The sequence below is a fragment of the Sulfitobacter aestuarii genome, assembly GCF_042685005.1.
GTDB classification, from domain to species: Bacteria; Pseudomonadota; Alphaproteobacteria; order Rhodobacterales; family Rhodobacteraceae; genus Sulfitobacter; species Sulfitobacter aestuarii.
Map to the genome: position 1 here is coordinate 194,364 of NZ_JBHUMP010000001.1, position 23,098 is coordinate 217,461.

At 63.7% G+C, this 23,098-nt stretch carries 29 protein-coding genes; 10 read left to right on the forward strand and 19 right to left on the reverse strand.

The window, feature by feature from the left end; translation table 11 throughout:
- Positions 1 to 46: 46 nt before the first annotated feature.
- Both ACFSUD_RS00965 and ACFSUD_RS00970 read right to left on the reverse strand, forming a co-directional pair.
- Positions 47 to 763 (reverse strand): hypothetical protein, encoded by a 717-nt coding sequence (locus tag ACFSUD_RS00965; protein ID WP_386370552.1) that lies wholly within the window; start codon positions 761 to 763, stop codon positions 47 to 49.
- A 66-nt stretch (positions 764 to 829) separates the two neighbouring features.
- Positions 830 to 1,726, reverse strand: coding sequence for a LysR family transcriptional regulator (locus tag ACFSUD_RS00970; RefSeq protein WP_386370555.1), 897 nt, complete (start codon positions 1,724 to 1,726; stop codon positions 830 to 832).
- Positions 1,727 to 1,909: 183 nt separating this feature from the next.
- On the opposite strand from ACFSUD_RS00970, the gene ACFSUD_RS00975 reads away from it, so the two are divergent.
- Complete coding sequence (locus ACFSUD_RS00975) at positions 1,910 to 2,269, forward strand: helix-turn-helix domain-containing protein (RefSeq protein WP_386370558.1); 360 nt, start codon at positions 1,910 to 1,912, stop codon at positions 2,267 to 2,269.
- A gap of 24 nt (positions 2,270 to 2,293) precedes the next feature.
- On the opposite strand, the gene ACFSUD_RS00980 is transcribed toward ACFSUD_RS00975, so the two are convergent.
- Positions 2,294 to 3,061, reverse strand: coding sequence for a sulfite exporter TauE/SafE family protein (locus tag ACFSUD_RS00980; protein ID WP_386370560.1), 768 nt, complete (start codon positions 3,059 to 3,061; stop codon positions 2,294 to 2,296).
- 146 nt (positions 3,062 to 3,207) lie between these two features.
- Here ACFSUD_RS00980 and ACFSUD_RS00985 point away from each other — a divergent pair, with 146 nt between their 5' ends.
- Positions 3,208 to 4,893 (forward strand): acyl-CoA dehydrogenase family protein, encoded by a 1,686-nt coding sequence (locus tag ACFSUD_RS00985; protein WP_386370562.1) that lies wholly within the window; start codon positions 3,208 to 3,210, stop codon positions 4,891 to 4,893.
- A gap of 69 nt (positions 4,894 to 4,962) precedes the next feature.
- Complete coding sequence (locus ACFSUD_RS00990) at positions 4,963 to 5,496, forward strand: TetR/AcrR family transcriptional regulator (protein WP_386370564.1); 534 nt, start codon at positions 4,963 to 4,965, stop codon at positions 5,494 to 5,496.
- 3 nt (positions 5,497 to 5,499) lie between these two features.
- On the opposite strand, the gene recO is transcribed toward ACFSUD_RS00990, so the two are convergent.
- From recO to folK, 12 genes are all read right to left on the reverse strand, one after another.
- Positions 5,500 to 6,225, reverse strand: coding sequence for a DNA repair protein RecO (recO, locus tag ACFSUD_RS00995; RefSeq protein ID WP_386370566.1), 726 nt, complete (start codon positions 6,223 to 6,225; stop codon positions 5,500 to 5,502).
- A complete protein-coding gene (locus tag ACFSUD_RS01000; protein WP_386370569.1) occupies positions 6,225 to 6,554 on the reverse strand; it encodes a DUF1491 family protein in 330 nt (109 codons plus the stop codon). Before ACFSUD_RS01000 ends, recO begins: the two co-directional genes overlap by 1 nt.
- Before the next feature lie 60 nt (positions 6,555 to 6,614).
- Positions 6,615 to 7,523 (reverse strand): GTPase Era, encoded by a 909-nt coding sequence (gene era, locus ACFSUD_RS01005; protein WP_386370572.1) that lies wholly within the window; start codon positions 7,521 to 7,523, stop codon positions 6,615 to 6,617.
- The gene (gene rnc / locus ACFSUD_RS01010) at positions 7,520 to 8,206 is read right to left on the reverse strand and encodes a ribonuclease III (RefSeq protein ID WP_386370575.1); all 687 of its coding nucleotides are present in this window, start codon (positions 8,204 to 8,206) and stop codon (positions 7,520 to 7,522) included. The genes era and rnc overlap by 4 nt, the downstream gene beginning before the upstream one ends.
- On the reverse strand, positions 8,203 to 9,039 hold the full coding sequence (gene lepB / locus ACFSUD_RS01015) for a signal peptidase I (protein ID WP_386370578.1): 837 nt from the start codon (positions 9,037 to 9,039) through the stop codon (positions 8,203 to 8,205). The genes rnc and lepB overlap by 4 nt, the downstream gene beginning before the upstream one ends.
- 178 nt (positions 9,040 to 9,217) lie before the next feature.
- Positions 9,218 to 9,622, reverse strand: a complete 405-nt coding sequence (gene acpS, locus ACFSUD_RS01020) for a holo-ACP synthase (protein ID WP_386370581.1) — start codon at positions 9,620 to 9,622, stop codon at positions 9,218 to 9,220.
- Positions 9,623 to 9,745: 123 nt separating this feature from the next.
- Complete coding sequence (locus tag ACFSUD_RS01025; protein WP_386370584.1) at positions 9,746 to 10,186, reverse strand: PA2169 family four-helix-bundle protein; 441 nt, start codon at positions 10,184 to 10,186, stop codon at positions 9,746 to 9,748.
- A gap of 86 nt (positions 10,187 to 10,272) precedes the next feature.
- A complete protein-coding gene (locus ACFSUD_RS01030; protein WP_386370586.1) occupies positions 10,273 to 11,025 on the reverse strand; it encodes a pyridoxine 5'-phosphate synthase in 753 nt (250 codons plus the stop codon).
- A gap of 32 nt (positions 11,026 to 11,057) precedes the next feature.
- Positions 11,058 to 11,714 (reverse strand): DUF2062 domain-containing protein, encoded by a 657-nt coding sequence (locus tag ACFSUD_RS01035; protein ID WP_386370589.1) that lies wholly within the window; start codon positions 11,712 to 11,714, stop codon positions 11,058 to 11,060.
- Between the two features lie 36 nt (positions 11,715 to 11,750).
- Entirely contained in the window at positions 11,751 to 13,901 is a 2,151-nt protein-coding gene (locus tag ACFSUD_RS01040; protein WP_386370592.1) for a RelA/SpoT family protein, read from the reverse strand.
- A 37-nt stretch (positions 13,902 to 13,938) separates the two neighbouring features.
- Positions 13,939 to 14,292 carry a DNA-directed RNA polymerase subunit omega gene (rpoZ, locus tag ACFSUD_RS01045; RefSeq protein WP_386370595.1) on the reverse strand — a complete coding sequence of 118 codons (354 nt, stop codon included), beginning with the start codon at positions 14,290 to 14,292 and terminating at the stop codon, positions 13,939 to 13,941.
- Positions 14,293 to 14,366: 74 nt separating this feature from the next.
- A complete protein-coding gene (gene folK, locus ACFSUD_RS01050) occupies positions 14,367 to 14,939 on the reverse strand; it encodes a 2-amino-4-hydroxy-6-hydroxymethyldihydropteridine diphosphokinase (RefSeq protein ID WP_386370598.1) in 573 nt (190 codons plus the stop codon).
- A 165-nt stretch (positions 14,940 to 15,104) separates the two neighbouring features.
- Here folK and ACFSUD_RS01055 point away from each other — a divergent pair, with 165 nt between their 5' ends.
- From ACFSUD_RS01055 to ACFSUD_RS01080, 6 genes are all read left to right on the forward strand, one after another.
- Positions 15,105 to 15,665: a LabA-like NYN domain-containing protein gene (locus ACFSUD_RS01055; protein ID WP_386370600.1), complete on the forward strand. Its 561-nt coding sequence runs from the start codon at positions 15,105 to 15,107 to the stop codon at positions 15,663 to 15,665.
- Positions 15,666 to 15,853: 188 nt separating this feature from the next.
- The gene (locus ACFSUD_RS01060) at positions 15,854 to 16,612 is read left to right on the forward strand and encodes a helix-turn-helix transcriptional regulator (RefSeq protein ID WP_386370603.1); all 759 of its coding nucleotides are present in this window, start codon (positions 15,854 to 15,856) and stop codon (positions 16,610 to 16,612) included.
- 69 nt (positions 16,613 to 16,681) lie between these two features.
- On the forward strand, positions 16,682 to 17,632 hold the full coding sequence (gene ispH / locus ACFSUD_RS01065; protein ID WP_386370606.1) for a 4-hydroxy-3-methylbut-2-enyl diphosphate reductase: 951 nt from the start codon (positions 16,682 to 16,684) through the stop codon (positions 17,630 to 17,632).
- Positions 17,633 to 17,645: 13 nt separating this feature from the next.
- Positions 17,646 to 18,116 (forward strand): DUF3429 domain-containing protein, encoded by a 471-nt coding sequence (locus ACFSUD_RS01070; protein ID WP_386370609.1) that lies wholly within the window; start codon positions 17,646 to 17,648, stop codon positions 18,114 to 18,116.
- Between the two features lie 44 nt (positions 18,117 to 18,160).
- Positions 18,161 to 18,613, forward strand: coding sequence for a ribonuclease HI (gene rnhA, locus ACFSUD_RS01075; protein WP_386370611.1), 453 nt, complete (start codon positions 18,161 to 18,163; stop codon positions 18,611 to 18,613).
- Positions 18,610 to 19,233, forward strand: coding sequence for a trimeric intracellular cation channel family protein (locus ACFSUD_RS01080; protein WP_386370614.1), 624 nt, complete (start codon positions 18,610 to 18,612; stop codon positions 19,231 to 19,233). The genes rnhA and ACFSUD_RS01080 overlap by 4 nt, the downstream gene beginning before the upstream one ends.
- A 67-nt stretch (positions 19,234 to 19,300) precedes the next feature.
- Here the strand turns inward: ACFSUD_RS01080 and fmt are convergent, their stop codons facing one another.
- From fmt to def (ACFSUD_RS01100), 4 genes are read right to left on the reverse strand one after another with little or no spacing between them, the layout of a single operon-like run.
- Entirely contained in the window at positions 19,301 to 20,209 is a 909-nt protein-coding gene (fmt, locus tag ACFSUD_RS01085) for a methionyl-tRNA formyltransferase (protein WP_386370617.1), read from the reverse strand.
- A 52-nt stretch (positions 20,210 to 20,261) separates the two neighbouring features.
- Entirely contained in the window at positions 20,262 to 20,759 is a 498-nt protein-coding gene (gene def, locus ACFSUD_RS01090; protein WP_386370620.1) for a peptide deformylase, read from the reverse strand.
- The gene (gene def, locus ACFSUD_RS01095) at positions 20,756 to 21,253 is read right to left on the reverse strand and encodes a peptide deformylase (protein WP_386370623.1); all 498 of its coding nucleotides are present in this window, start codon (positions 21,251 to 21,253) and stop codon (positions 20,756 to 20,758) included. Before def (ACFSUD_RS01095) ends, def (ACFSUD_RS01090) begins: the two co-directional genes overlap by 4 nt.
- Positions 21,250 to 21,768: a peptide deformylase gene (gene def / locus ACFSUD_RS01100; protein WP_386370626.1), complete on the reverse strand. Its 519-nt coding sequence runs from the start codon at positions 21,766 to 21,768 to the stop codon at positions 21,250 to 21,252. Before def (ACFSUD_RS01100) ends, def (ACFSUD_RS01095) begins: the two co-directional genes overlap by 4 nt.
- Before the next feature lie 96 nt (positions 21,769 to 21,864).
- Between def (ACFSUD_RS01100) and ACFSUD_RS01105 the strand changes: the two genes are divergently transcribed.
- Positions 21,865 to 23,034 carry a MalY/PatB family protein gene (locus ACFSUD_RS01105; protein WP_386370629.1) on the forward strand — a complete coding sequence of 390 codons (1,170 nt, stop codon included), beginning with the start codon at positions 21,865 to 21,867 and terminating at the stop codon, positions 23,032 to 23,034.
- The last annotated feature ends 64 nt before the right edge of the window (positions 23,035 to 23,098 follow it).

The window sequence follows — 23,098 nt, forward strand, 5'->3', positions numbered from 1 at the left end:
ACCCGGCCGGACATCCCCGGCCGAGTGGCTCTTCCATACTGCATCCCTAGGCCGCCAGCGGCATCAGATCCGCGAGCGGCAGGTTGAGCACGTAGCGCAGATCCTCCCGCCCCATATAGGCCATGAACCCTTCGACCGGTTTGGACTCGCCCGCGAGAAACCAGCGCAGCGCGCCCGGCTCCGTATGCATCCAGCCGGTGCGCTCGGCCAGGCCCTTGAAGGCAACCGCCTTGACCATGAAGGCAATGACGTGGTCCGGGTCCCAGTGCTGGATCGCCTGCCAGAACCCGAAACGCCCGAGGATGCAGGACAGGCCCGCGCCACGGAACTGCCCCGCCTCCCCGCCGATCCAGAATTCACCATGATAGGCTACCTGCCCGCGCATCCGTCCTGCCCCGGGCCCGGCCCGGTAGCGACAGCGCGGCAGGTCGAGCGCCACACCGGAGGGCGGAAAATCTCGGAACCGACGGGTGAAATATTGCGCGACATTCCGTCCGCCAAGATCGAGCATGCGCAGCGCCTGGCTGTGCATGACCTCGCCGTCGCGGTCGCGCCCGACGATCCAGAGCGCGTTGTCCGCCTCCAGCCGGTGACGTGCCGGATCAAAAGGCGCGCCGAGCTCATGGTCGGGCCGGGCGGTTCTCAGGATCTCGCGGTACAGGCCGAAGTCATGCCCCACCTCGAGCGTGACGCCGTGACGCTGCAGGATCTCGGCACTGTGGACGAGAAAACGCTCGCCCTTGCGCATCGAAAGTAAGCTCATCAGAATTGCCCTTCATTGCATCAATGCAGGCAAGTCTAACCCAAAAAGGTGGTTAACGATTCTGTTTTACAGGCGGCTCCGGTCGAAGGTCACCGTCGCGTCGCGCGGCATCTTTTCGATCAGCGTCGGATCGACATCGGTAATCCTGAGCCGGTCGGCCCGGTCCACGGCGGCCACGATCGCAGGGCTGCCATCAGGCAGCCGCATGCCAAGCATCAGGCGGTAGAAACCGATGTAATGCAATGGCCCGCCCGCATCGCGCGGCATTTTGGTCAGCACCTGATCGAGCCGGATCCCCTGCCCTGCCTGCACCTCCTGGAAGGGCACATTGGTCAGCCGGGCGAATTCCTCCCCGCCGGGAAACTGATCGAGCGCCCGGCCGATACTGCTGCGCGCATTGGCCCAACCGTACCATTTGGCGTAGAGCGTCTCCTCGCCGAGTTCTACGCAGATCCAGCCGCCCGGCGAATCACGGAATACGAGGATGTAGGGACGTACCGGCTTCATGGCCGGGTTCTCCAACTCGCCGCCTGCGGCGGCCCAGCCACGCGCCGCCGCTTTCAGAAGATCGGACTCCCCCTCCCACACTCGGCTGAGGGGTTGTTGTTGCTGATGAAAGATCCAGCCGTTGTCGTCCTCGTAGGTCAACCGCTCCATGCCGTTGACATGGTCATATTGCCCGTTCAGCCAGACGGCTCCCTGCGCCAGCATCGACTGCGCCGAGGGCAAGGCACGCTGCCCGGCTTCCGTGAGGTGATAGCGGCGATCCTGCACATCGAACAACTTCACGGCCATGGAATCTTCCAACTGGCTGATGTGGCGCCGCACCGTCTGTCGGGTGCTGCCAAGCTGTTGCACTGCGTGACTGAGGTTCAAGGTCTGCGCGAGGACCGCGAAGGAACGCATCATTTCATAAAGCAGGGCCGGCGGTTCCACCGCCGCTTTTTCAGAACGCGTTGTCATAGCAACAGCTTCCGAATTCATGATCTCCCTGACACAACATGGTAAACTAATCACTCATTACCCATACATTAATCACACCACGCTGTAAGATCAATGGTCCGATTGCGCACAAATCTACCCAATTGATCGGGAGGGTGCATTTCTGGATGACTGGAGCAGGTTCAACCAGAGGTATCCATTTTCATGTCACATCCTGTAGATATTCATGTCGGACGCAAACTGAAACAGATCCGCACACTGCGCCGCCTCTCCCAGACCGACGTCGCGCGCAAGCTCGACCTCTCCTTCCAGCAGATCCAGAAATACGAGATCGGCGCCAATCGGATCGCCGCCAGTCGGCTCTTCGAGCTTTCGCGGATCCTCGAGGTTGAAACCTCCTATTTCTTCGAAGGGTTGAGTAGCGATGGCGACACCCCCGCCAAACGCGATACCAGCATGGAGATCGTCAACGCCATTTCCGCCATCGAGGATGATGCGGTCAAAGGGCGGATCGTGACCTTCATCGAGGATGTCTCGGGCGTGACGGTCGCGCGCCAGAGCTAGGTCTTCAGCCCGCACCGGTCGAGCTCACTGCATGATCGCCCGGCGCAGGAGGTTGAGCGCGACGAGCAGCAGGACCACGAGCGTCGCGCGGCGGAATATATGCTGGTCGATCCGGTCGGAGATCTTCCCCCCCATCCACATGCCAATGGCCCCCGGCAGCACCAGTGCGGCGGAGAATGGCAGGGTCTCGGCCCGCAATATGCCCGAACCGACATGCGCGCCCAGCAAGGTCAGCGCACCAAGTCCGTAGATCACGCCCTGGATGCGCATCTGATCCTGTTTCGCGGTGCCAAGAGCCGTCAGATAGGCCACCGTCGGCGGCCCCCAGATCCCCGACATGCCCCCGATCGCTCCGGCGAAAGCGCCGATGGACAATTCCAGCCGCTGCGACCGCCCTTTCAGATGAAAACGGGACCCGCTCAACTGCAGCCCGACGAAGAAAATCACCGGGATACTGATGGCGAGCAACAGGGCCCGGTCGGGTATCACCCGTACCAGCTGCGCCGATAGTACCAGCGTGACAAAACCGGCACAGAGGAACGCCCGGAACAGCTTGATCGAGGCCCAGGCCGCCCCCGGCCCCTGCCGCAATGCCTGGATCAGATTCGCCACGACGGTCGGCAGGATCAGCCCCGCCAAGGCCAGTTCCGGCGCGACAAAACTTGTTAGGCCCGAAATCAGCACCAGCGGCATGGCGAATCCGACCACCCCCTTCACGAAACCCGCACAGACGGCGATCAACAGCGCCGCGGTAAATTCGGCCGGTGTGAGGAGGGCAAAAATAGCGTTCATGTTCCGGTTCATAGCAGGGATGCAGCCGCCTGCACGGCAAATCTGTCGCGCAATAATCGACCAAAAGAGCGCAGTCAAACGTATCTTTGTTGTGCTGCACCTGCGAAAAGGTTATCCCGGTGCGGTGATAGCAGAGGATGAGACAGATGCCCCATGACGGTCAGGCCCCGACGATGCAGACACCCGTGATTCTCCCCGATTTGCTGAGCGCAAGCGCCGCCAGTCTTGCACCGCTGGACGACATGCTCGGCCGGGCCAAAGCCGCAGTGCGGCATCTGGTCTCCGCCGACGGACGTGTCTCCGCCGCGCTGATCGAAGCGAATCAAACCGCCGCGCATGGCCTCGCCTGGCTTGCCACCTATGTGCAGGCGCTTCACCAGATGCAAACCTGGGCCGAGAAGCTGAAGGGCGATGGGCGTTTTAGCGAGACCGAGCAATTGCTGCACCAGATCGCCTTCGGTGAATATCTCTCGCAGATCCGCGGCGGCATCCAGATGAACCAGGGCGAGGTGATCCGCCCCCAGGATCTCGGCCTCGCACCCGAGGATCTCACCACGCTCGAAACCCCGGAAATTTTGACCCTGACGAAATCGGGAAATACCCAGTCGGCGCGCAGCCGTCTCGTCGAGCTGATGCAGGAACATTCTGCCAATGCCACCACCGGCGCCAGCGGACTCGACGAAGAGCTAGAGATGATCCGCGACCAGTTCCGCCGCTATGCGACGGAAAAGGTCGAGCCGCATGCCCATGACTGGCACCTCAAGGACGAACTGATCCCGATGGAAGTGATCGAGGAACTGGCCGAGCTCGGCGTCTTCGGCCTGACCATCCCCGAAGAACACGGCGGCCTCGGCCTGTCGAAAGCCTCGATGGTCGTCGTCAGCGAGGAACTCAGCCGCGGCTATATCGGTGTCGGCAGTCTCGGCACCCGCTCCGAGATCGCCGCCGAGCTGATCCTCTGCGGCGGCACCGAGGAACAAAAGACGCAATGGCTGCCGCGCATCGCCAGCGGTGAGATCCTGCCCACCGCGGTCTTCACCGAGCCCAACACCGGCTCTGATCTCGGCGCCCTGCGCACCCGGGCCGTCAAGGACGGCGACACCTATCGCGTCACCGGCAACAAGACCTGGATCACCCATGCGGCTCGCACCCATGTGATGACCCTGCTGGCGCGCACCAACCCGGACACGACCGACCATCGTGGGTTGTCGATGTTCCTGGCCGAAAAGACCCCGGGCGATGACGCCAATCCCTTCCCGACACCGGGCATGACCGGCGGCGAGATCGAAGTGCTCGGCTATCGCGGCATGAAGGAATACGAGCTCGGCTTCGACGGGTTCGAGGTAAAGGCCGAGAACCTGCTTGGCGGCGAGGAAGGACGCGGCTTCAAACAGTTGATGGAAACCTTCGAATCCGCCCGTATCCAGACCGCCGCGCGCGCCATCGGTGTCGGCCAGGCGGCGCTCGACATCTCGATGCAATATGCGCAGGACCGCAAGCAATTCGGCAAGGCGCTGATCAATTTCCCGCGGGTCTCCGGCAAGCTGGCGATGATGGCCGTGGAGCTGATGATCGCCCGTCAGCTGACCTATTTCAGCGCCTGGGAAAAGGACCATGGCCGCCGCTGCGATCTCGAGGCCGGCATGGCCAAGCTGCTCGGCGCCCGCGTCGCCTGGGCCGCCGCCGACAACGGGCTGCAGATCCACGGCGGCAACGGCTTCGCGCTGGAATACAAGATCAGCCGCCTGCTCTGCGACGCGCGGATCCTGAACATTTTCGAAGGCGCGGCGGAGATCCAGGCCCAGGTCATCGCCCGGCGTTTGCTCGGATAATGCCCAGCAAGGCGGCGTTTGAAGCAACGTCGTCTTGCGTCCCGCCCCTGCGGTGCCTATCCCTGCAGCATGCGCTCCGCCCGCCTGTCCCCCGATGCCTGGCTCGACGCCGGTCTCGCCGCCCTGCAGGCACAGGGTCCCAAGGCACTTGCAGCCGAGCCCCTGGCCCGCGCGCTCGGCACCACCAAGGGCTCCTTCTACTGGCATTTCAAGGATGTGCGCAGCTTTCAGACGGCCCTGCTCAGCCGCTGGCAGCAGGATACGATGAGGAATCTGTCACAACTTCGCGCCTCGGAGGAACGCGCCGACCGCCGCCTGCGTCATTTCGGACACAGGCTGCTTTCCGATCCGATCGAGGCGCGGCTGCGGGTCTGGGCGCAGGATGACGTGGTCGTTGCCGCGGCCCTCGCCGAGGTGGACGCCGCCCGGCGCGATCATCTCACAAAGCTGCTGGAAAGCGTCGGCCTCGGCAACCCCGATTTCGCCCATGCTCTGCTTGCGGCACTCATCGGCCTCCCGTATCTGCATCCGGGCGATACATCGGCACAGTCCGCGACCTTCGATACGCTGATCGACACGATCCTCGACCTCTCCCGGTACTGAAACTCACAAGCTGCGCCGGAATGCCTCGACAAACCGCGCCCGCGCCTCGGGCAGTGGCCTGGCACCGAGATCCTGGGCTAAGTGCGCGGAAAGAAAATACCCGGTCGTGACGAAACCCTCGGCAATCTCCGCGTCCGGCGCCTCGCCGGTGCGGCGTAACACTGCGGGCAAGGGCAGCAACCGTTCGGCCCATTCCCCTGCCCCCCGACGAGAGACCGCCCGGCCCGTTTTCGGCGAGACATAGACTAGATCCTCGTGCCCCCCGGTCACGGCACAGCGCGACAGATCGAGCCCATAGCCCATCTCCTCCAATAGCGCCAATTCCCATTGCAGATAGGCCAGCGGCCAGAGTTCCCCCTGTCCGAGCAGATCCAGCAGCGCTTCGCTGCGCCGGTAAAGCCGTGCATGGGGCTCGCGCTCCGGCAGACAGAAGGACAGCAGCGCCGTCACCGCATTGAGTCCGGCCAGTGCCAGCCGGTCGCCCATGGCCACCGCGGCCCGGCTGCGCAGCGGTTCGACGGTGAAGCTGCCGATATGATCCGCCAGCCGGGCCCGCCAGGCCACGTCGAGCTGGGCCCCCGGCTGCAGGATCGGCGCGATCTTGCGGCTCGTTCCGCCGCGCAGGATGCCCAGATGCCTGCCTTGCGAAGCGGTAAACATCTCGAGGATCGCGGAGGTCTCGCCATGTCGTCGCGCGCTCAGCAATATGCCCTGATCGCGCCACTCCATCAGCCAAGCCCCTCCTCGTCGAGCAAGTGCCGCCCCGCCCTGTCCTCGACCTCGATCACCCAGAGGTCGGGATCAAAGCCGCGCTGGCGCGCCACGGCCGCATCGACCTCGCGCTCCTCCCCTGCCGCAAGCTCGATCCAGAGCCGCGCACCGCTCATCAGGTCGAAAGAGCGCTGAAAGACCCGCGCGCGCCCGTCCAGCGTCGATTGCTTGACCAGCACCGCCCCGCCCGTGTCATCGCCATGCGCCACCACGAAAGCCGGTATATCCCGCAGCCGCAGCCGCGCCAGATAGGCATCGACCCAGAACCGCGCCGTCAGCCGTGCCATGGGACAGCCCGTTTCACCCTTTGGCAAATACTCCCCCCGGAGGGCCGGGCCGCCGCCTGCTCAACCGTTGCCATCTTTGAAGTCCAGCCCCATCTCGGAATAGCGCTCCGCCTCGTCGAGCCAGTTCGGCCGCACCTTGACCTGCAGGAACAGATGCACCCGTCGCCCGAGGAATTCTTCCAGCTCCTCGCGGGCCGCCTTGCTCACCGCCTTGATGGTTTCGCCGCGATTGCCCAGCACGATCCCCTTGTGCCCGTCGCGCACCACATAGACGATCTGGTCGATCCGGGCCGAGCCGTCCTTGCGCTCCTCCCAGCTCTCGGTCTCCACGGTGAGCTGATAGGGCAACTCCTGATGCAGCCGCAGGGTCAGCTTCTCGCGGGTCATCTCGGCAGCGATCATCCGCATCGGCAGATCGGCGATCTGATCCTCGGGATAGAGCCACGGTCCTTCCGGCACTTCCTGTGCCAGCCAGCCGCGCAGCGCCTCGACCCCGTGTCCCTTCTCGGCCGAAATCATGAAAGTCTCCACGAAATCATAGCGGTCGTTCAGATCCTTGCTGAGCCCAAGCAGGACCGGCGCCTCGACACGGTCGATCTTGTTGATCGCCAGCGCCACCTTGCGGTCCAGGCCGATCTCGCCGAGCCCTTCCAGGATGCGCTCGACCCCTTCGGTAACGCCGCGCTGCGCCTCGATCAGCAGCACCACGACATCGGCATCCGCGGCCCCGCCCCATGCGGCGGCGACCATTGCCCGATCGAGCCTGCGCCGCGGTTTGAACAGGCCGGGCGTATCCACGAAGACGATCTGGCTTTCGCCCGCCATCGCCACGCCGCGGATCCGCGCACGGGTGGTCTGGACCTTGTGGGTAACGATGCTGACCTTGGCCCCCACCATGCGGTTGAGCAGGGTGGATTTGCCTGCGTTGGGCTCCCCGATCAAGGCGACGAATCCGGCGCGGGTGCTCATGTCTCTTTCTCCAATCGCGCCAAAAGCGCCTTTGCCGCAGCCTGTTCGGCGGCGCGTTTCGAAGCGGCGGTCGCCTTGGCCTCGGCGCCGTTTGACAGCCGCGCGGCGATGGTGAAGACCGGTGCGTGGTCCGGCCCCGTCCGCGCGGTCTGCACGTAATCGGGCGGCGTCAGCCCGCGCGCCTGGGCCCATTCCTGCAGGGCCGTCTTGGCATCGCGTGCGTCGTCCTTGACCTTGCTGATCCGCTCGCCCCAGAGCCGGAGCACCAGCGCCTTGGCGGCCTCGAACCCCGCGTCGAGATAGACCGCGGCAATCACCGCCTCGATCGCGTCGCCGAGGAGCGCCTGTTTGCGCCGCCCGCCTGAGATCATCTCCGAGCGTCCGAGCCGCAGCACCCTGCCGAGGTCGATCTCGCGGGCGACATCGGCGCAGGCTTCCTTGCGCACCAGGGCGTTGTAACGCGGCGCCAGCTGCCCTTCGCTGGCCTTCGGATCCGACGCCAGCAGCGCTTCGGCCATCACCAGCCCCAGCACCCGGTCGCCAAGGAATTCCAGCCGCTGGTTGTCTTCGCGGTTGGGCGTGGACATCGACGCATGGGTCAGCGCCTGCGACAGCAGCGCCGGCTCCGCGAAGCGATGTCCGATCCGGACCTCGAAGGCCCTGACGTCTGCGCTCAGCTTCATCGCACCGCTTTGAAGAAACGGTCGCTGCGCCAGGTCCAGAAATACAACATCGAGCGTCCGGCAGAGCTGAACATGATCCGGTCGGCACGGCCGATCAGGTTCTCGAAGGGTACGAAGCCGACCCCTCCCACCTGCTGTGCGAGGCGGCTGTCGGCGGAATTGTCGCGATTGTCACCCATGAAGAAGTAATGCCCTTCGGGTACGGTATAGACCCCGGTCCGGTCCGATTGCTGATCGGCGATATTCAGGATCGCATGTTCGACCCCGTTCGGCAAGGTTTCGATCTGGCGGCTCTTTTTGCAGACACCCCCGACACCGAGCGCGCCATTCTCGCAGCGCGGCCGCAGCCCCTGCGGCCCCTGGGGCGCCATCACCTCGTCAAAGCTGCCATCGTCGCGCAGCTCGACCGGCGTGCCGTTGATATGCACGACGCCTTCCTTGATCTGGATCTTCTCGCCGGGCAGGCCGATCAGGCGTTTGATATAGTCACGACCGGAGACCGGATGGCGGAACACCACCACGTCCCCGCGTTCCGGCTGCCGCCCGAACAGGCGCTCGTTGTCGCCGTCAAAAACGCCGCAGACATCCTTGGCGTCGATCTCGATCCCGAGACCGGGCATCATCAGGCTCGGACAGGAGGCATAGGAATAGCCATAGGCCATCTTGTTGACGAAGAGGAAGTCACCGATCAACAGCGTCTCCTTCATCGACCCGGACGGGATCCAGAAGGGCTGGAAGAACAGGGTGCGAAACACACCGGCAATCAACAAAGCATAGACGATTGTCTTGATCGTTTCGACAAAAGCATTGCCGGTTTTTTCCTTCGCGGCCATCAGGCGCTCCATCTGTTCTGCTCCGGCGTTACATGCGGGTGCGCAGGGGGCAAGTCAAGCGATGGGCGGGGCTCAAACGGGCCGACATGCGCCGTTCGGCGAATATCGCCTTCAAGGCCTTGGTTTGGCGCGATTTGCCGAGCGTATCTTTCCGTGCTGATCTCTCCGCGCCGGGCGGTCAGGGAACGATCGGGCGCGCCTCGATGACAACGAAGGCCTGCGCCCAGGGATGATCGTCGGTCAGGGTGACGTGGATGATCGCCTCGTGACCCGGCGGCGTCATCTTTTCCAGCCGCTCGGCCGCCCAGCCGGTGACCTGCATGACCGGCTGGCCGGTGGCCAGATTGCTCACCGCCATGTCACGCCAGGCGATGCCCATGCGCAGCCCGGTGCCGAGCGCCTTGGAACATGCCTCCTTGGCCGCCCAACGTTTGGCGTAGGTACCCGCCACATCATGCCGCCGCTCGGCCTTGGCCTGTTCTACCGACGTGAAGACCCGGTTGCGGAATCGATCGCCGAAACGCGCCAGCGTTGCCTCGATACGTTCGATATTCGCAAGATCGGTGCCGATGCCTAAAATCATACAATCGGCTTAGCCGCTCGTCGCAACGAGCACAAGAAAACCGCCCCGATCCGGCGGGATCGGGGCGGTGCTGATCGAGAAACGCTCTGACCGCCGATATCGGTCAGTCTTCCAGCTAACCCATCATGCCGCGTGGCGGGCCTTTTCGGACTTCGCTTCGGCCACGGCGCGTTCGACGCTGGCGCGTTGCTGCTCGAGGAAGTCATAGCCTGGTTTGCCCGCGGTCGCTTGGATGGCGTCGCGGTAATTCTCCAGCAGCGCCTCTTCGCCGTTGACGATTTCGTCATAGACCGCTTCATCATCCCCGGTCAGCGCGTCACGCAACTTGAGCCAACCCCGATGCGCCGAGGCGGCAACGGAACCGCTGTCATCCAGATCCACCCCTTCAGCGGTAAGCTGGCGGTGCAGCTGGCTGTGGAAGGTTTCACGCTCGGCAATACGCCGGTCGAAGAACCCCAGATAGCTGGCCTGGTCAGAGACTTGCTCGCGAGAAGATTTATAGCCATCCCGGCTGTCGATCAGGCGGGTGTGCAGTTTCTTCAGAATGTCGATATGGTCACTCATGTTCTACTCCTTTTCAGCTCTGCCACTCAACGCGCCAGAGCCCAAGGAGGTCCATGTCTCGCGGGCGAAGCCGCGAGAATATGCGTTCAATGCTCGCGCGCCGCATCCATCAGGCGACGCATCTCGGCGATCGCCGGTTCGAGCCCGAGAAAGATCGCCTCCCCGATCAGGAAATGCCCGATATTAAGCTCACGCACTTCGGGCAATGCGGCAATCGGCGTCACGGTGTCATAGGTCAGCCCATGCCCCGCATGCACCTCGAGCCCGAGCCCATAAGCATGGGTAGCCATGGCGCGCAGCCGGTCGAGCTCCGCATCGGCCGCCTCGGTCCGCGCTTCGCTCACCGCGTCGCAATAGGCTCCGGTATGAAGCTCGATCACCTGCGCCCCGATCCGATGGGCGGCTTCGATCTGCCCCGCCTCGGCGGCGATGAAGATCGACACCCGGCTGCCCGCCTCGCGCAGCGGCGCGATGAAATCGGTTAGGCGTGCTTCCTCGCGCAGCAGGTCGAGCCCGCCTTCGGTCGTGCGCTCCTCGCGCTTTTCCGGCACGATACAGACCGCATGGGGCCTGTGACGCAGGGCGATCTTCTGCATCTCTTCGGTCGCCGCCATCTCGAAGTTGAGCGGGACCGTAAGCACCTCGACCAGCCCCTCGATATCGGCATCGGTGATGTGGCGCCGATCCTCGCGCAGATGCGCGGTGATGCCGTCCGCCCCGGCCTTCTCGGCGATCTTGGCGGCGCGCAGCGGATCCGGATAGGCACCGCCGCGGGCGTTGCGCACCGTTGCCACGTGATCGATGTTCACACCCAGTCGGAGCTTTTCAGATTGCGCCATGTCGTTTCCTTACCAGTGAGTCGCGGCCCACGTTAGTCGGCTTTGCGCTTGGCGTCAGCCTTTGCCGCAGCCTTCAGCTTGAGCGCCTCGAACTTCGCCTTGATCAGCCCATGACGACGTTTCTGATAGGCCCGAAGTACCGGCACGGAAATGTAATAGCAGACCGAGGCGCAGAGGATGCCGGGCAGGATGCCACCGATCAGGTAGGGATAGAAAATCTGCTTGAAGAACACCGCCAGACCGGTCCAGTCCATGCGCGTATCCGTGAAGATCGCGATGAAATTCTCCTGCAGATCACGCCCCGCGTCGATGAACTTGCCCCCGAAGGAGCGATGTTCCGCCTCATCGAGCCTGGTGCCGAGGATCCAATAGCCGGTTTTCAGCGAGGCAAGGCCGATTGGGATATAGGTCAGCGGGTTGCCGAAGAACGTACCCATCAACGCGGCGAGGATATTCCCGCGCATCATCCGCGCCAGCAGCGCCGCGATGACGAAATGCAGCCCGTAGAACGGCGTGAAACAGGTGAAGACCCCGGCCCAGATCCCCCGCGCGATCCGCTCGGGACTATCGGGCAGCCGCCGCATCCGGTGCTTGACGTAGTGAAACGCGCGGGTCCAGCCGCCGCGCGGCCAGATGAATTCGGCCACGGCACGCAAGGTGGGTTTCGGATCGCGGCGTTTGAAAATCAAGTCAAGAATCCAGTGTCGAATATGTGACGAGGCGGCTCAGATCCGGCGCGGTTCCCTTGAAGCGGGCTGGACATCGCGGCGCCGGGCAATCTCGGCGACTTCGCTCTCGGCTTCAAGGGTCGACATCAGCGAATGCAGATGCCCCACATCGCGCAGTTCAACATAGATCAACAGACGGTAAAAGTCAGGCTTGCGCTCGGTAAAAATCAGGTCTGCGATATTGGCGGAGGTCTCGCCGATCAGCGTGCAGATGCGGCCCAGCACACCGGCACCGTTGCCAATCGTCACGTCCAGCGTCGCGCCATAGACCGCCGGATGGTTGCCGTCATGCCAGCGCAGGTCGATCCAGCGTTGCGGTTGGCCTTCGTAATCCGACAGCCGGTCGCAATCGATGGCATGGACCGTCACCCCACGGCCCCGAAAGGTGATACCGACAATGCGCTCGCCGGGCAACGGTTCGCAGCAGGGCGCCCGGTCGAAAGATTGCCCGGGTTCGAGCCCGACCACCGCGCGCTGCGCGTCGATCAGATCGGTATTGCTCGGGGCGAGATCGGGATAGACCGACTGAACCACCTCGCGCCCGGTCACCTCGGAAGAGCCAAGACGTGCCAGCAATTCCTCGGGCCCCGCGAGGCGCAGGTTCTTGGCCGCGGTGCGCAGCACCTTGTCAGTGGACTTTTTGCCGACATGGGCAAAGGCAGCGCGGGCCAGCTCCTGCCCGAGCTTGATGAACTTGGCCCGGTCCATCTCGCGCAGCGAGCGGCGGATCGCGGCCTTGGCCTTGCCGGTGGTGGCGATGTCGAGCCAAGTCGCCTGCGGGGTCTGCCCCTGCGCGGTAATCACCTCGATCGACTGGCCATTCTTCACCCGGGTCCAGAGCGGTACGCGCATGCCATCGACCTTGGCACCGACACAGGCATTGCCGATCCGGGTGTGGATCGCATAGGCGAAATCGATCGGCGTGGCGCCGCGGGGCAGTTTCACCACCTCGCCCTTCGGGGTGAAGCAGAACACCTGATCGGCATACATCTCGAGCTTGACCGCTTCGAGGAAATCCTGGTGATCATCTTCGCCGTCGAATTGCTCGGTCAGCTGCGCGACCCATTTGACCGGATCAACGGCAAAGGGGTTCTTGGAGCGGACCCCATCGCGATAGGACCAATGCGCCGCGACCCCGGTTTCGGCCACATCATGCATCTGCCGGGTGCGGATCTGCACTTCGACCCGTTTGCCGTCGCGCCCCGACACGGTGGTGTGGATCGAGCGATAGCCGTTGGTCTTGGGCTGACTGATATAATCCTTGAACCGCCCCGGCACCGCCCGCCAGCGGCCATGAATCGCCCCGAGGGTGCGATAGCAATCCTCTTCGCTCTCGGTGATGATCCGAAACCCGTAGATGTCGGAGAGCCGCGAGAAGCTCTGCTCCTTCTCCTCCATCTTGCGCCAGATCGAATAGGGTTTCTTGGCCCGGCCGAAGACGTCGGCCTCGATCCCCGCGGCCTCCAGCTCGTGACGCATGTCGCCGGTGATCTTCTGGATCACGTCGCCTGTTTCGCGCTGCAAGGTGATGAAGCGGCGGATGATGCTGGCGCGGGCTTCGGGATTCAGCACCCGAAAGGCGAGATCCTCCAGCTCTTCGCGCATCCACTGCATACCCATGCGCCCGGCCAGCGGCGCATAGATATCCATCGTCTCGCGGGCCTTCTTGACCTGCTTGTCCGGGCGCATCGATTTGATCGTGCGCATGTTGTGCAGACGATCGGCGAGCTTCACCAGAATAACCCGCAGATCCTTGGACATCGCCATGAACAGCTTGCGGAAATTCTCGGCCTGCTTGGTTTCGGTGGAATTGAGCTGCAGGTTTGTCAGCTTGGTGACACCATCGACGAGCTCGGCGACATCGAAGCCGAAACGCTTTTCGATCTCGCCGTAGGACGCCTTGGTGTCTTCAATCGTGTCATGCAGCAGCGCGGTAACGATCGTCGCATCGTCAAGCTGCTGCTCGGTCAGGATCGCCGCGACCGATACCGGATGGGTGAAATAGGGTTCGCCGGAATGGCGGAACTGGCCATCATGCATTTCGCGGCCAAATTCGAAGGCCGTGCGAATGAGATCCTGATTGGCCTTCGGGTTGTAGCCCTGGACAAGCGCGATCAGGTCGTCGGCAGCAATATCGGCGTTGTTCATGCCATCTCTGCCTCAAGACCCGCCCCGGGGAGCGGCGTCAGCCCTGACCCTGCGCTGCCATCAACTGACGCAGCAGCATTTCCTCGGACATGCTGTCCTCATCCGGCTTGTCCTGCTCGGCCCCCATGAGCAACGCCATCGCGTCCTCTTCGGGTTCGTCGACCTCGATCTGGCTCTGGTTGCTCTCGATCAGCCGCTCGCGCAGATCGTCCGCGATCTGGGTTTCCTCGGCGATCTCGCGCAGGGAGACGACCGGGTTCTTGTCATTGTCGCGGTCAACGGTGACTGGCGAACCTGCCGAGATTTCGCGGGCCCGATGCGCCGCCAACATAACAAGCTCGAACCGGTTGGGTACCTTATCCACACAATCTTCGACGGTGACGCGGGCCATGGGGGCGCTCCAATGCTCAAAAAGTTCGGTCAGAAGGGCAGTATTTATGCGGCTTCGGGCGAATTTACAAGCAACTATTCCATCGGCCGCACGGCTGCGCGATCGGCCTCCGGCAAGGCCGCCAGCAGCTCCGCCACACTGCGGCCCAGCAGAGGATGACGCCAATCCGGCGCCACCTCCGCAAGCGGCACAAGCACGAAGGCGCGGTCCTGCAGACGCGGATGCGGCAGGATCAATTGCGCCGGAACCTGTCCGATCTGCTCTGAAAGCGGCAAATCGCGCCAATTCTGCTGGATCTGCGCATCCGGCAGCACCTTGTCGTCCATCGCCAGCAGGTCAAGGTCGAGCGTCCGCTGGCCCCAGCGCTGCACTCTTTCGCGGCCCATCTGCGCCTCGATCGCGTGCAGATGCCGCAGGGCCTCTTGCGCGGTCCAGGGCGCGCGGATCACCGCCGCGGCGTTCACATAATCGGGACCGGAGCCCTTCGGAAACGCCGGAGTGTGATAATATGTACTGACGGAACGAATCACTGCGCCGCAATTCTCAAGCGCCTTGATCGCCGCGGTCAGCGTCTGGGCGGGCGCACCGCAGTCGGACGGCAGGTTTCCGCCCAGTGCAATAAGAAAATTGTTATTCTGGTCAACCAATTTGTTACCCCCGTGCGAGTGAACTTCAACTTGCAGCATGGACAAAATTCTTTACGTAAGAGCCCGATGCAAACAGGGCATAATTTCAGAACGTTGTGCTTGTAAGCAAAAGCAATAAACAAATCTGGCGGCAGAGGCGACTGCCCACGCCGAAAGGGAATAACTATGTTTTACAAAGATGAGCGCTTGGCGTTGTTCATCGACGGCTCGAATCTCTACGCGGCGGCTAAAACACTCGGCTTCGACATCGACTACAAGCTTCTGCGTCAGGAATTCATGCGTCGCGGCAAGCTGCTGCGTGCCTTTTATTATACTGCTCTCCTCGAAAATGACGAATATTCCCCGATCCGGCCTCTGGTGGACTGGCTGAATTACAACGGCTTTACCATGGTGACCAAACCGGCCAAGGAATATACCGACAGCATGGGCCGCCGTAAGGTCAAGGGCAACATGGACATCGAACTCGCGGTCGATGCGATGGAGCTCGCGCCGCATGTCGACCATATCGTGATCTTCTCCGGCGACGGTGATTTCCGCCCGCTCGTGGAAAGCCTGCAGCGCCAAGGCGTGCGCATTTCCGTGGTCAGCACGATTCGCAGCCAGCCACCGATGATCTCTGACGATCTGCGCCGCCAGGCCGATAATTTCATCGAGCTCGAAGATCTGCGCGATGTCATAGGCCGCCCTCCACGTGAACCTGCCGGCGGCGACGGCGGCAACAGGTAATCCAAGGATTTTCCGCAAAATAGCGCGTCAGGATCCTTTCGGGCCCTGACGCGCGAAAATGCTGAAAATTCAATGGGACTAATTCAAAACGCTTGTCTTTTTTTCTGCGTCTCCCGCATTAGACTGTACATAAATAGAGGTTATGGGTGAAACCCCCTGAAAAAGGGGGAGCCTCCGTCTGGAGACTTATGCTGGTCAAACGTGCAGCCGAGCTCGAACGCGCCGATACGGCGGATGCGTTGTGGCAGGGCACCGTGGAGACGCTCAACAGCGTCGGCATCGATCATGTGATCTATCTGAGCGTCGGGGCGGACAACGACGCCCCGGTGGTGCGCTGCACGCTCGCAGGTCTCTATGATCGGATCCCTGTCCACGAAGATCCCTTCATGGCGCATTTCTGTCGCAGCTACGAGATTCTTCCGATCGGTGTCGAATTCCTCGACAGCCACCCCCGGGTCACTGCCGAGGATCGCGCTTTCGTCGAGGGTGCGGGCGCGCGCGGCTTCCGGGTCGGGATGGCGGTGCCAATGCGGCTCAAGGGCTCCGCGCGATTCGGCGGCTTCCTGCTCGGTTGCGATCTCGACCGGGCAACCTTCACGGCCCGTTACATGCCCCGTGCCGAGGAATTCCGACTGTTTTGTCTGATCATTCATCGACGCATGGAAGAGCTCTCAGACGTCATGACACCGCCCGAGCCGACGTCTGCCGCCTCTGCGTCGGAACCGCCGCAGCGCCTCCCCCCGGCTTTCGATAGCCTCAGCCCGAGGGAACGCGAGGTGATCCACCTGCTCGCCGAAGGGCACAGCCGCGGCGAAGCGGCACAGATCTGCAACCTGTCGATCCATACCGTCTCCGATTACGCCAAGGCCGCCTATCGCAAGCTCGGCGTGCGCAACCGTGCGCAGGTCGCGGCGCTGCTGCACGCCGAAGACCGCGACAAGCGCTGAGCGGCACTGGACGAAGCGGCGCCAATTCCCTACCTGTGGCCCGTCTCACCTGCGCCCCGGAGGACTTCGATGACCAAGCCGCCCCTGACCCTCTATCTCGCCGCCCCGCGCGGATTCTGTGCCGGTGTGGACCGGGCGATCAAGATCGTCGAGATGGCGCTGCAGAAATGGGGCGCGCCGGTCTATGTGCGTCACGAAATCGTGCACAACAAATTCGTGGTCGACGGGCTGCGCGATCAGGGCGCCGTCTTCGTCGAGGAGCTTTCCGAATGCCCCGACGACCGCCCGGTGATCTTCTCCGCCCATGGTGTGCCGAAATCGGTCCCGAATGCCGCGCAGGCCCGCAACATGGTCTATGTCGATGCCACCTGCCCGCTCGTCAGCAAGGTCCATATCGAAGCACAGCGCCATGCCGATGCAGGGTTGCAGATGATCATGATCGGCCATGCGGGCCATCCCGAGACCGTCGGCACGATGGGGCAACTGCCCGAGGGCGAAGTGCTGCTCGTCGAAACCCCGCAGGATGTGGCCGAGGTTTCGGTGCGTGACCCCGAGCGCCTCGCCTATGTCACCCAGACCACGCTCAGCGTCGATGACACGGCCGAGATCGTCGCCGCGCTCAAATCCCGCTTCCCGGCGATCATCGGACCGCACAAGGAAGACATTTGCTACGCCACCACCAACCGTCAGGAGGCGGTCAAGGCGATGGCCCCGAAATGCGACGCGATGCTGGTGGTCGGCGCGCCCAATTCGTCCAATTCGCGCCGATTGGTCGAAGTCGGGTCGCGCGCCGGCTGCAGCTATGCCCAGCTGGTGCAACGCGCCGAAAACATCGACTGGCGGGCGCTCGAAGGCATCGCCAGCGTCGGCATCACCGCCGGCGCCTCCGCGCCGGAAGTGCTGATCAACGAGGTGATCGATGCCTTCAGGGCGCGCTATGAAGTGACGACCGAACTGGTCGAAACCGCGCAGGAGAACGTCGAATTCAAAGTCCCGCGCGTGCTGCGCAAGCCCGCCTGATCGGATCCCGGTCATGTTCCTCGCCCCGCTCAAGCGCGTGCCCGCCCCGGCGCTGATCCTCGGCTTTGCCGGGCTGCTGCCCTTCCTCTGGGCGGCAATGCTCCTGCTCGGCGTCGATGGCGGGATCTCCGGCCGCTTGCCGCGCGCGCTCGGCACGGACGGCCGCCTGGTGATGCTGCGCTACGGCTCGGTAATTCTGCCGTTCATGTCGGGCGTACTCTGGGGTTTCGCCACCCGCGCGCGCGGCACCCGCGCCGCCGCGGCCTATGCGCTCTCCACCCTCCCCGCGCTCTGGTGGTTCTTCGCCCCCGGCGCCGGACCGAGCAGCGCCCTGCTCAACCTGATGTCGGGCTTCGCCGGGCTGCTGATCCTCGATTTCGCCTTCTGGCGCTGGTCACTGGCGCCTTCCTGGTGGATGGCGCTGCGTCTGCCGCTGAGCATCGTGGTACTGGCCTGCCTCGGACTCGCGCTCTGGCTCACCTGACCGCGCCGCGCGCACCCGATATCACTGCAAGAAAGACTGACCCGATGACCAAACTCTACGCATATACCGATGGCGCCTGTTCCGGCAATCCCGGCCCCGGCGGCTGGGGCGCGCTGATGCAGGCCAAGGACGGCGCGCAGGTGGTCAAGGAACGGGAACTCAAAGGCGGCGAAGCCGCTACCACCAACAATCGCATGGAGCTCCTGGCCGCGATTAACGCGCTCGAAGCGCTCGACCGCCCCACGGAGATCACCATTGTCACCGACAGCAATTACGTCAAGAACGGCATCACCGGCTGGATCTTCGGCTGGAAAAAGAACGGCTGGAAGAACGCGGCCAAGAATCCGGTGAAAAACGCCGAACTCTGGCAGCGCCTCGACGCCGCCAACGCCCGCCATCAGGTCACCTGGAAATGGGTGAAAGGCCATGCCGGTCATCCCGAAAACGAACGCGCCGATGCGCTGGCCAGGGCGGGAATGGCGCCGTTCAAGAAATGACCCTGATCTCCCTGCTGGATTACGCCTCGGTGCTGGTCTTCGCGATCACCGGCGCGCTGGTCGCCAGCCGCGCCCAGCTCGATCTGGTCGGATTCGCCTTTCTCGCCTGCCTGACCGCCGTGGGCGGCGGCACGATCCGCGACCAGCTCCTGCACCGCGATCCGGTGTTCTGGATTGCCGACCCGACCTATCTGGCCGTCGCCAGCGCTGCCGCCGTCGTCGTGTTCTTAACGGCCCACCGCCTCGAAAGCCGCATGCGTGCGTTGATCTGGCTCGACAGTTTCGCCCTCGCCGTTGCCGTCGCAGCCGGGGCCGGTGTCGCGATGGCCCGCGACCAGGCCCCGGTGATCGTCATCCTGATGGGCATGATTACCGGGTGCATGGGGGGGCTGATGCGCGACGTCGTCGTCGGCCAGGTGCCGCTGGTGCTCAAACAGGGCGAACTCTATGTCTCCGCCGCCTTCACCGGCGCGGCCGGCGCGGCGCTGCTCGAAGGGCACTTCGAGTCACCGACCGTACCGCTGCTGACCTGCGCCTGCCTCACCTGGATCCTGCGCGCCGGATCGCTCCATTTCGGCTGGCACCTGCCGGTCTACAAAAGCACCCCGCCGAAATCCTGACCCGCCTCTTTATGCCGGGCAATACTCCCGCCGGAGGCCGGCCTTGCCCTGCAAGGCCATTTCGGCGCTACCCGAGCCGCAGCCCCGGCGTATACTGCGCGCCGCGCTGGAAGTCCGGGGCATCCTGCGCCCCCCTGCCCGCCCGCTGCAGGCGGGTCAGGCGGATGGCACCGCTGCCACAGGCGACGCGCAGATCAGCGTCGAGCACCTCGCCGGGCGCACCCGAACCGTCGGCAAGTTCCGAAGCCAATACCTTGATGCGCTGACCGTCCTGCTCGAACCAGGCACCCGGAAAAGGCGACAGGCCACGGATCCGCCGGTCGAGCTCGGCCGCCGGGAGGGTCCAGTCGATCCGTGACTCGCCCTTGTCGATCTTGGCGGCATAGGTCACACCGGCTTCGGGCTGCGGCGTGGCGCGCAGCTCATCGAGCCGTCCCAGCGCCGTGACGATCAGCCCCGCCCCCATCGCGCTCAGCCGGTCATGCAATTGCGCCGTGGTCTCGCTCTCGCCGATCTGCGTCTCCTCACAGAGTAGCACTGGCCCAGTGTCGAGCCCGGCTTCCATCTGCATGATACAGACCCCGGTCCACTCATCCCCGGCCATGATCGCGCGATGGATCGGCGCCGCCCCGCGCCAGCGCGGCAGCAGGCTGGCGTGAATATTGAGACAGCCGCGGCGTGGCGCATTGAGCACCGCCTGCGGCAGGATCAGCCCATAGGCCACCACCACCGCGACATCGGCACCGAGCGCCGCGAAATCGGCCTGAGCTTCGGGCGTCTTCAGCGTTACCGGATGGCGCACCGGCAATCCGAGCGCCTCGGCCCGGGCCTGCACCGGGCTCGGACGGTCTTTCTTGCCGCGCCCGGCGGGGCGGGGCGGCTGACAATAGACGGCGGCGATCTCGTGACCGTCCTCGACCAGCGCTTCGAGCACCGGGACCGAAAATTCCGGCGTTCCCATGAAGATGATGCGCATGTGGGGCTTCCTTTTTCAGGCGGGCGGGAGGGGGCCGTGGGTTGCACCTACCCTACGGGTTGCGCTTGCGGGCACGGCGGATCAGCATGTCCCGTCTGGTCTTGCTCAGGTTGTCAAAGAACATCCTGCCGTTCAGATGGTCTATCTGATGCTGCACGGACGTCGCCTCGAGTCCGACGAAGTCGCGCTGCGTGATCTCTCCGTCTTCGCCAAGAAATCGCACCGTCACCCCGCGCGGGCGGCTCAGCTTTGCCGAAACCCCCGGCAGGTTGGGACTCGCCTCTTCATGTTCGCGCAGTACCGCCGATGCGTCGATGATCTCCGGATTGGCCAGCAGAATACGCCGGTTGCGCAGCTCAGAGGCATCGACCACCGCAACCTGCAACGCCACCCCGATCTGCGGCGCGGCCAGACCGACGCCGGGCATCGCGTCCATGGTTTCGACCATGTCCTGCCAAAGCGCGCGGATCTCGTCGGTGATCCCGGCAACCGGTGCCGCAGCTTGGCGCAGACAGGCATGGGGCCAGGGAATGATACGGCGGATGCTCATCGGGCTTCATAGTCCGCGATCAGCGCCGCGCGATCCTCTGCGCCGAGATGATCGAATGTGACCACACCATCGAGGTGGTCCATCTCGTGCTGCGCGCAAATTGCGCCGAATCCGTCGAAGCTCTGCACGTAACGGGCCCCGTCGAGCCCGGTCCAGACCATCTGCACCTGACGCGCGCGGCAGACCTCGACATTGATACCGGGAGTCGAAAGACAGCCCTCGGGTCCGCTCGCCCGCTCTTCGCCAATCTCCTGAAACATCGGGTTGATGCAGATCAGTGGATCGGGCTTGCCGTCTTTCCACCCGATATCCATCACGAAGATTCGCAGTATCGCGCCGACCTGAGGTCCGGCAAGCCCGCGCCCCGGGGCGGCATACATGGTCGCGAGCATATCCGCCGCCAGCACTTCGATCTCCGGCGTGATCTCACTTATCGGCGCACAGGTCTCGGTCAGGCGCGGATCGGGCCAGGTCAGGATCGGCAGCACGCTCATCCGCGCGCCAGCTCGCGTTTCATCTTGACCATCTTGCGGGTGATCATCTGGCGGCGCAGGGGCTTGAGGTAATCGATGAACAGCTTGCCGTTCAGATGGTCGATCTCGTGCTGCACGCAGGTCGCCCAGAGCCCGGCGAAAGTTTCCCGCTGTTCGCGCCCGTTGCGATCAAGCCAGGTCACCTCGACCTCGGCGGGCCGCGTCACCTCGGCGAATTGCTCGGGGATCGACAGGCAACCTTCCTCATAGGTGCTGAGCGCCTCCGAACTGGCGATCACTTCGGGGTTGAACATCACCAGCGGCCGCGGCGCCTCGCCCTCCTCCTTGACGCAATCGAGCACGATCAGCCGTTCCAGCACGCCGACCTGCGGCGCCGCCAGGCCGATGCCGGGGGCGTCATACATGGTGGCAAGCATGTCATCGGCCAGCGCGCGGCGGGCATCCGAAAGATCATCGACGGGGGCGCAGGCTTTCTTGAGCCGCGGGTCGGGGTGCAGGAGAATGGGGCGTTTCATGAGGTTGATTTAGGCGATGCCAGTCGGCGCTGCAACAGGGCTTGCTCCCGGCGCGATAGCGGATAGCTTGGGCCGATGCGAGCAAAGGAGACCGAGATGAGCTTCGACGAGATGATCGAGCGGCGCAACAGCCATTCCAGCAAATGGGACATGATGGAGAAGGTCTATGGCGTCTCGCCGGACACCGGCATCCCGATGTGGGTCGCGGATATGGACTTCCGCCCTCCCATGGTGGTGCAGCAGGCGCTGCAGGAGAAGCTTGATCACGGGATCTACGGCTATTTCGGCGACGATTCTGCCTATACCGCCGCGATCTGCTGGTGGATGCGGCATCGCCATGGCTGGCAGGTGCAACCGGACTGGATATCCTCGACCCATGGTCTCGTGAACGCGGTCGGCCTATGCGTGGATACCTATACCGCGCCCGGCGACGGGGTGGTGCTGTTCACCCCCGTCTATCACGCTTTCGCGCGCGTGATCCGCGCTGCCGGACGCGAGGTGGTCGAATGTCCGCTGGTCAGTGACAATGGCCGCTATGAAATGGATTTCGACACCTATGACGCGCAGATGAGTGGCGCTGAAAAGATGCTGATCCTCTGCTCGCCGCATAATCCGGGTGGCCGGGTCTGGCGCCGCGAAGAGCTGCAGGGCGTCGCCGATTTCGCGCGCCGCCACGATCTGCTGCTGGTTTCCGACGAGATCCACCACGATCTGGTGATGCCCGGCCAGAGCCATATCCCGATGGCCCTGCTCGACGACATCGCCGAGCGGCTGGTGATGCTGACCTCGACCTCCAAGACCTTCAACCTCGCAGGCGCCCATACCGGCAACGTGATCATAGAAGATCCCGACCTGCGCGCCCGCTTCGCCGCGCGACAGGCGGCGCTCGGCCTGTCGCCCAACGCTTTCGGAATGATCACCGCCACCGCCGCCTATTCGCCTGAGGGCGCGGCTTGGGTCGATGACCTGACCACCTATCTGGACGGCAACCGACAGCTCTTCGACGCCGCCGTCAACGCAATCCCCGGCGTATCCTCGATGAAACTTGAATCCACCTATCTGGCCTGGGTCGATTTCGCCGACACCGGCATGACGACAGAGGAATTCACCCGACGTGTCGAGCAGGATGCGCAAATTGCCGTCAACCACGGGCCGAGCTTCGGGAAAGGGGGCGAAAGCTTCCTGCGCTTCAACCTCGCGACCCCCCGGGCGCGGGTGAAGGACGCCTGCGCACGTCTCACAGAAGCATTCGGCGACCTGCAATAGCGAGATCAACCGTCAATAGCCCTGCCGGAAGCGCCCTACTGCATCCGGCAGGGTCGAGCCGGTC

Coding starts and splice junctions, on each gene's coding strand:
- ACFSUD_RS00965 (WP_386370552.1), bottom strand. CDS start 763: ATGAGCTTACTTTCGATGCGCAAGGGCGAGCGTTTTCTCGTCCACAGT.
- ACFSUD_RS00970 (WP_386370555.1), bottom strand. CDS start 1,726: ATGACAACGCGTTCTGAAAAAGCGGCGGTGGAACCGCCGGCCCTGCTT.
- ACFSUD_RS00975 (WP_386370558.1), top strand. CDS start 1,910: ATGTCACATCCTGTAGATATTCATGTCGGACGCAAACTGAAACAGATC.
- ACFSUD_RS00980 (WP_386370560.1), bottom strand. CDS start 3,061: ATGAACGCTATTTTTGCCCTCCTCACACCGGCCGAATTTACCGCGGCG.
- ACFSUD_RS00985 (WP_386370562.1), top strand. CDS start 3,208: ATGCCCCATGACGGTCAGGCCCCGACGATGCAGACACCCGTGATTCTC.
- ACFSUD_RS00990 (WP_386370564.1), top strand. CDS start 4,963: ATGCGCTCCGCCCGCCTGTCCCCCGATGCCTGGCTCGACGCCGGTCTC.
- recO (WP_386370566.1), bottom strand. CDS start 6,225: ATGGAGTGGCGCGATCAGGGCATATTGCTGAGCGCGCGACGACATGGC.
- ACFSUD_RS01000 (WP_386370569.1), bottom strand. CDS start 6,554: ATGGCACGGCTGACGGCGCGGTTCTGGGTCGATGCCTATCTGGCGCGG.
- era (WP_386370572.1), bottom strand. CDS start 7,523: ATGAGCACCCGCGCCGGATTCGTCGCCTTGATCGGGGAGCCCAACGCA.
- rnc (WP_386370575.1), bottom strand. CDS start 8,206: ATGAAGCTGAGCGCAGACGTCAGGGCCTTCGAGGTCCGGATCGGACAT.
- lepB (WP_386370578.1), bottom strand. CDS start 9,039: ATGGCCGCGAAGGAAAAAACCGGCAATGCTTTTGTCGAAACGATCAAG.
- acpS (WP_386370581.1), bottom strand. CDS start 9,622: ATGATTTTAGGCATCGGCACCGATCTTGCGAATATCGAACGTATCGAG.
- ACFSUD_RS01025 (WP_386370584.1), bottom strand. CDS start 10,186: ATGAGTGACCATATCGACATTCTGAAGAAACTGCACACCCGCCTGATC.
- ACFSUD_RS01030 (WP_386370586.1), bottom strand. CDS start 11,025: ATGGCGCAATCTGAAAAGCTCCGACTGGGTGTGAACATCGATCACGTG.
- ACFSUD_RS01040 (WP_386370592.1), bottom strand. CDS start 13,901: ATGAACAACGCCGATATTGCTGCCGACGACCTGATCGCGCTTGTCCAG.
- rpoZ (WP_386370595.1), bottom strand. CDS start 14,292: ATGGCCCGCGTCACCGTCGAAGATTGTGTGGATAAGGTACCCAACCGG.
- ACFSUD_RS01055 (WP_386370600.1), top strand. CDS start 15,105: ATGTTTTACAAAGATGAGCGCTTGGCGTTGTTCATCGACGGCTCGAAT.
- ACFSUD_RS01060 (WP_386370603.1), top strand. CDS start 15,854: ATGCTGGTCAAACGTGCAGCCGAGCTCGAACGCGCCGATACGGCGGAT.
- ispH (WP_386370606.1), top strand. CDS start 16,682: ATGACCAAGCCGCCCCTGACCCTCTATCTCGCCGCCCCGCGCGGATTC.
- ACFSUD_RS01070 (WP_386370609.1), top strand. CDS start 17,646: ATGTTCCTCGCCCCGCTCAAGCGCGTGCCCGCCCCGGCGCTGATCCTC.
- rnhA (WP_386370611.1), top strand. CDS start 18,161: ATGACCAAACTCTACGCATATACCGATGGCGCCTGTTCCGGCAATCCC.
- ACFSUD_RS01080 (WP_386370614.1), top strand. CDS start 18,610: ATGACCCTGATCTCCCTGCTGGATTACGCCTCGGTGCTGGTCTTCGCG.
- fmt (WP_386370617.1), bottom strand. CDS start 20,209: ATGCGCATCATCTTCATGGGAACGCCGGAATTTTCGGTCCCGGTGCTC.
- def (WP_386370620.1), bottom strand. CDS start 20,759: ATGAGCATCCGCCGTATCATTCCCTGGCCCCATGCCTGTCTGCGCCAA.
- def (WP_386370623.1), bottom strand. CDS start 21,253: ATGAGCGTGCTGCCGATCCTGACCTGGCCCGATCCGCGCCTGACCGAG.
- def (WP_386370626.1), bottom strand. CDS start 21,768: ATGAAACGCCCCATTCTCCTGCACCCCGACCCGCGGCTCAAGAAAGCC.
- ACFSUD_RS01105 (WP_386370629.1), top strand. CDS start 21,865: ATGAGCTTCGACGAGATGATCGAGCGGCGCAACAGCCATTCCAGCAAA.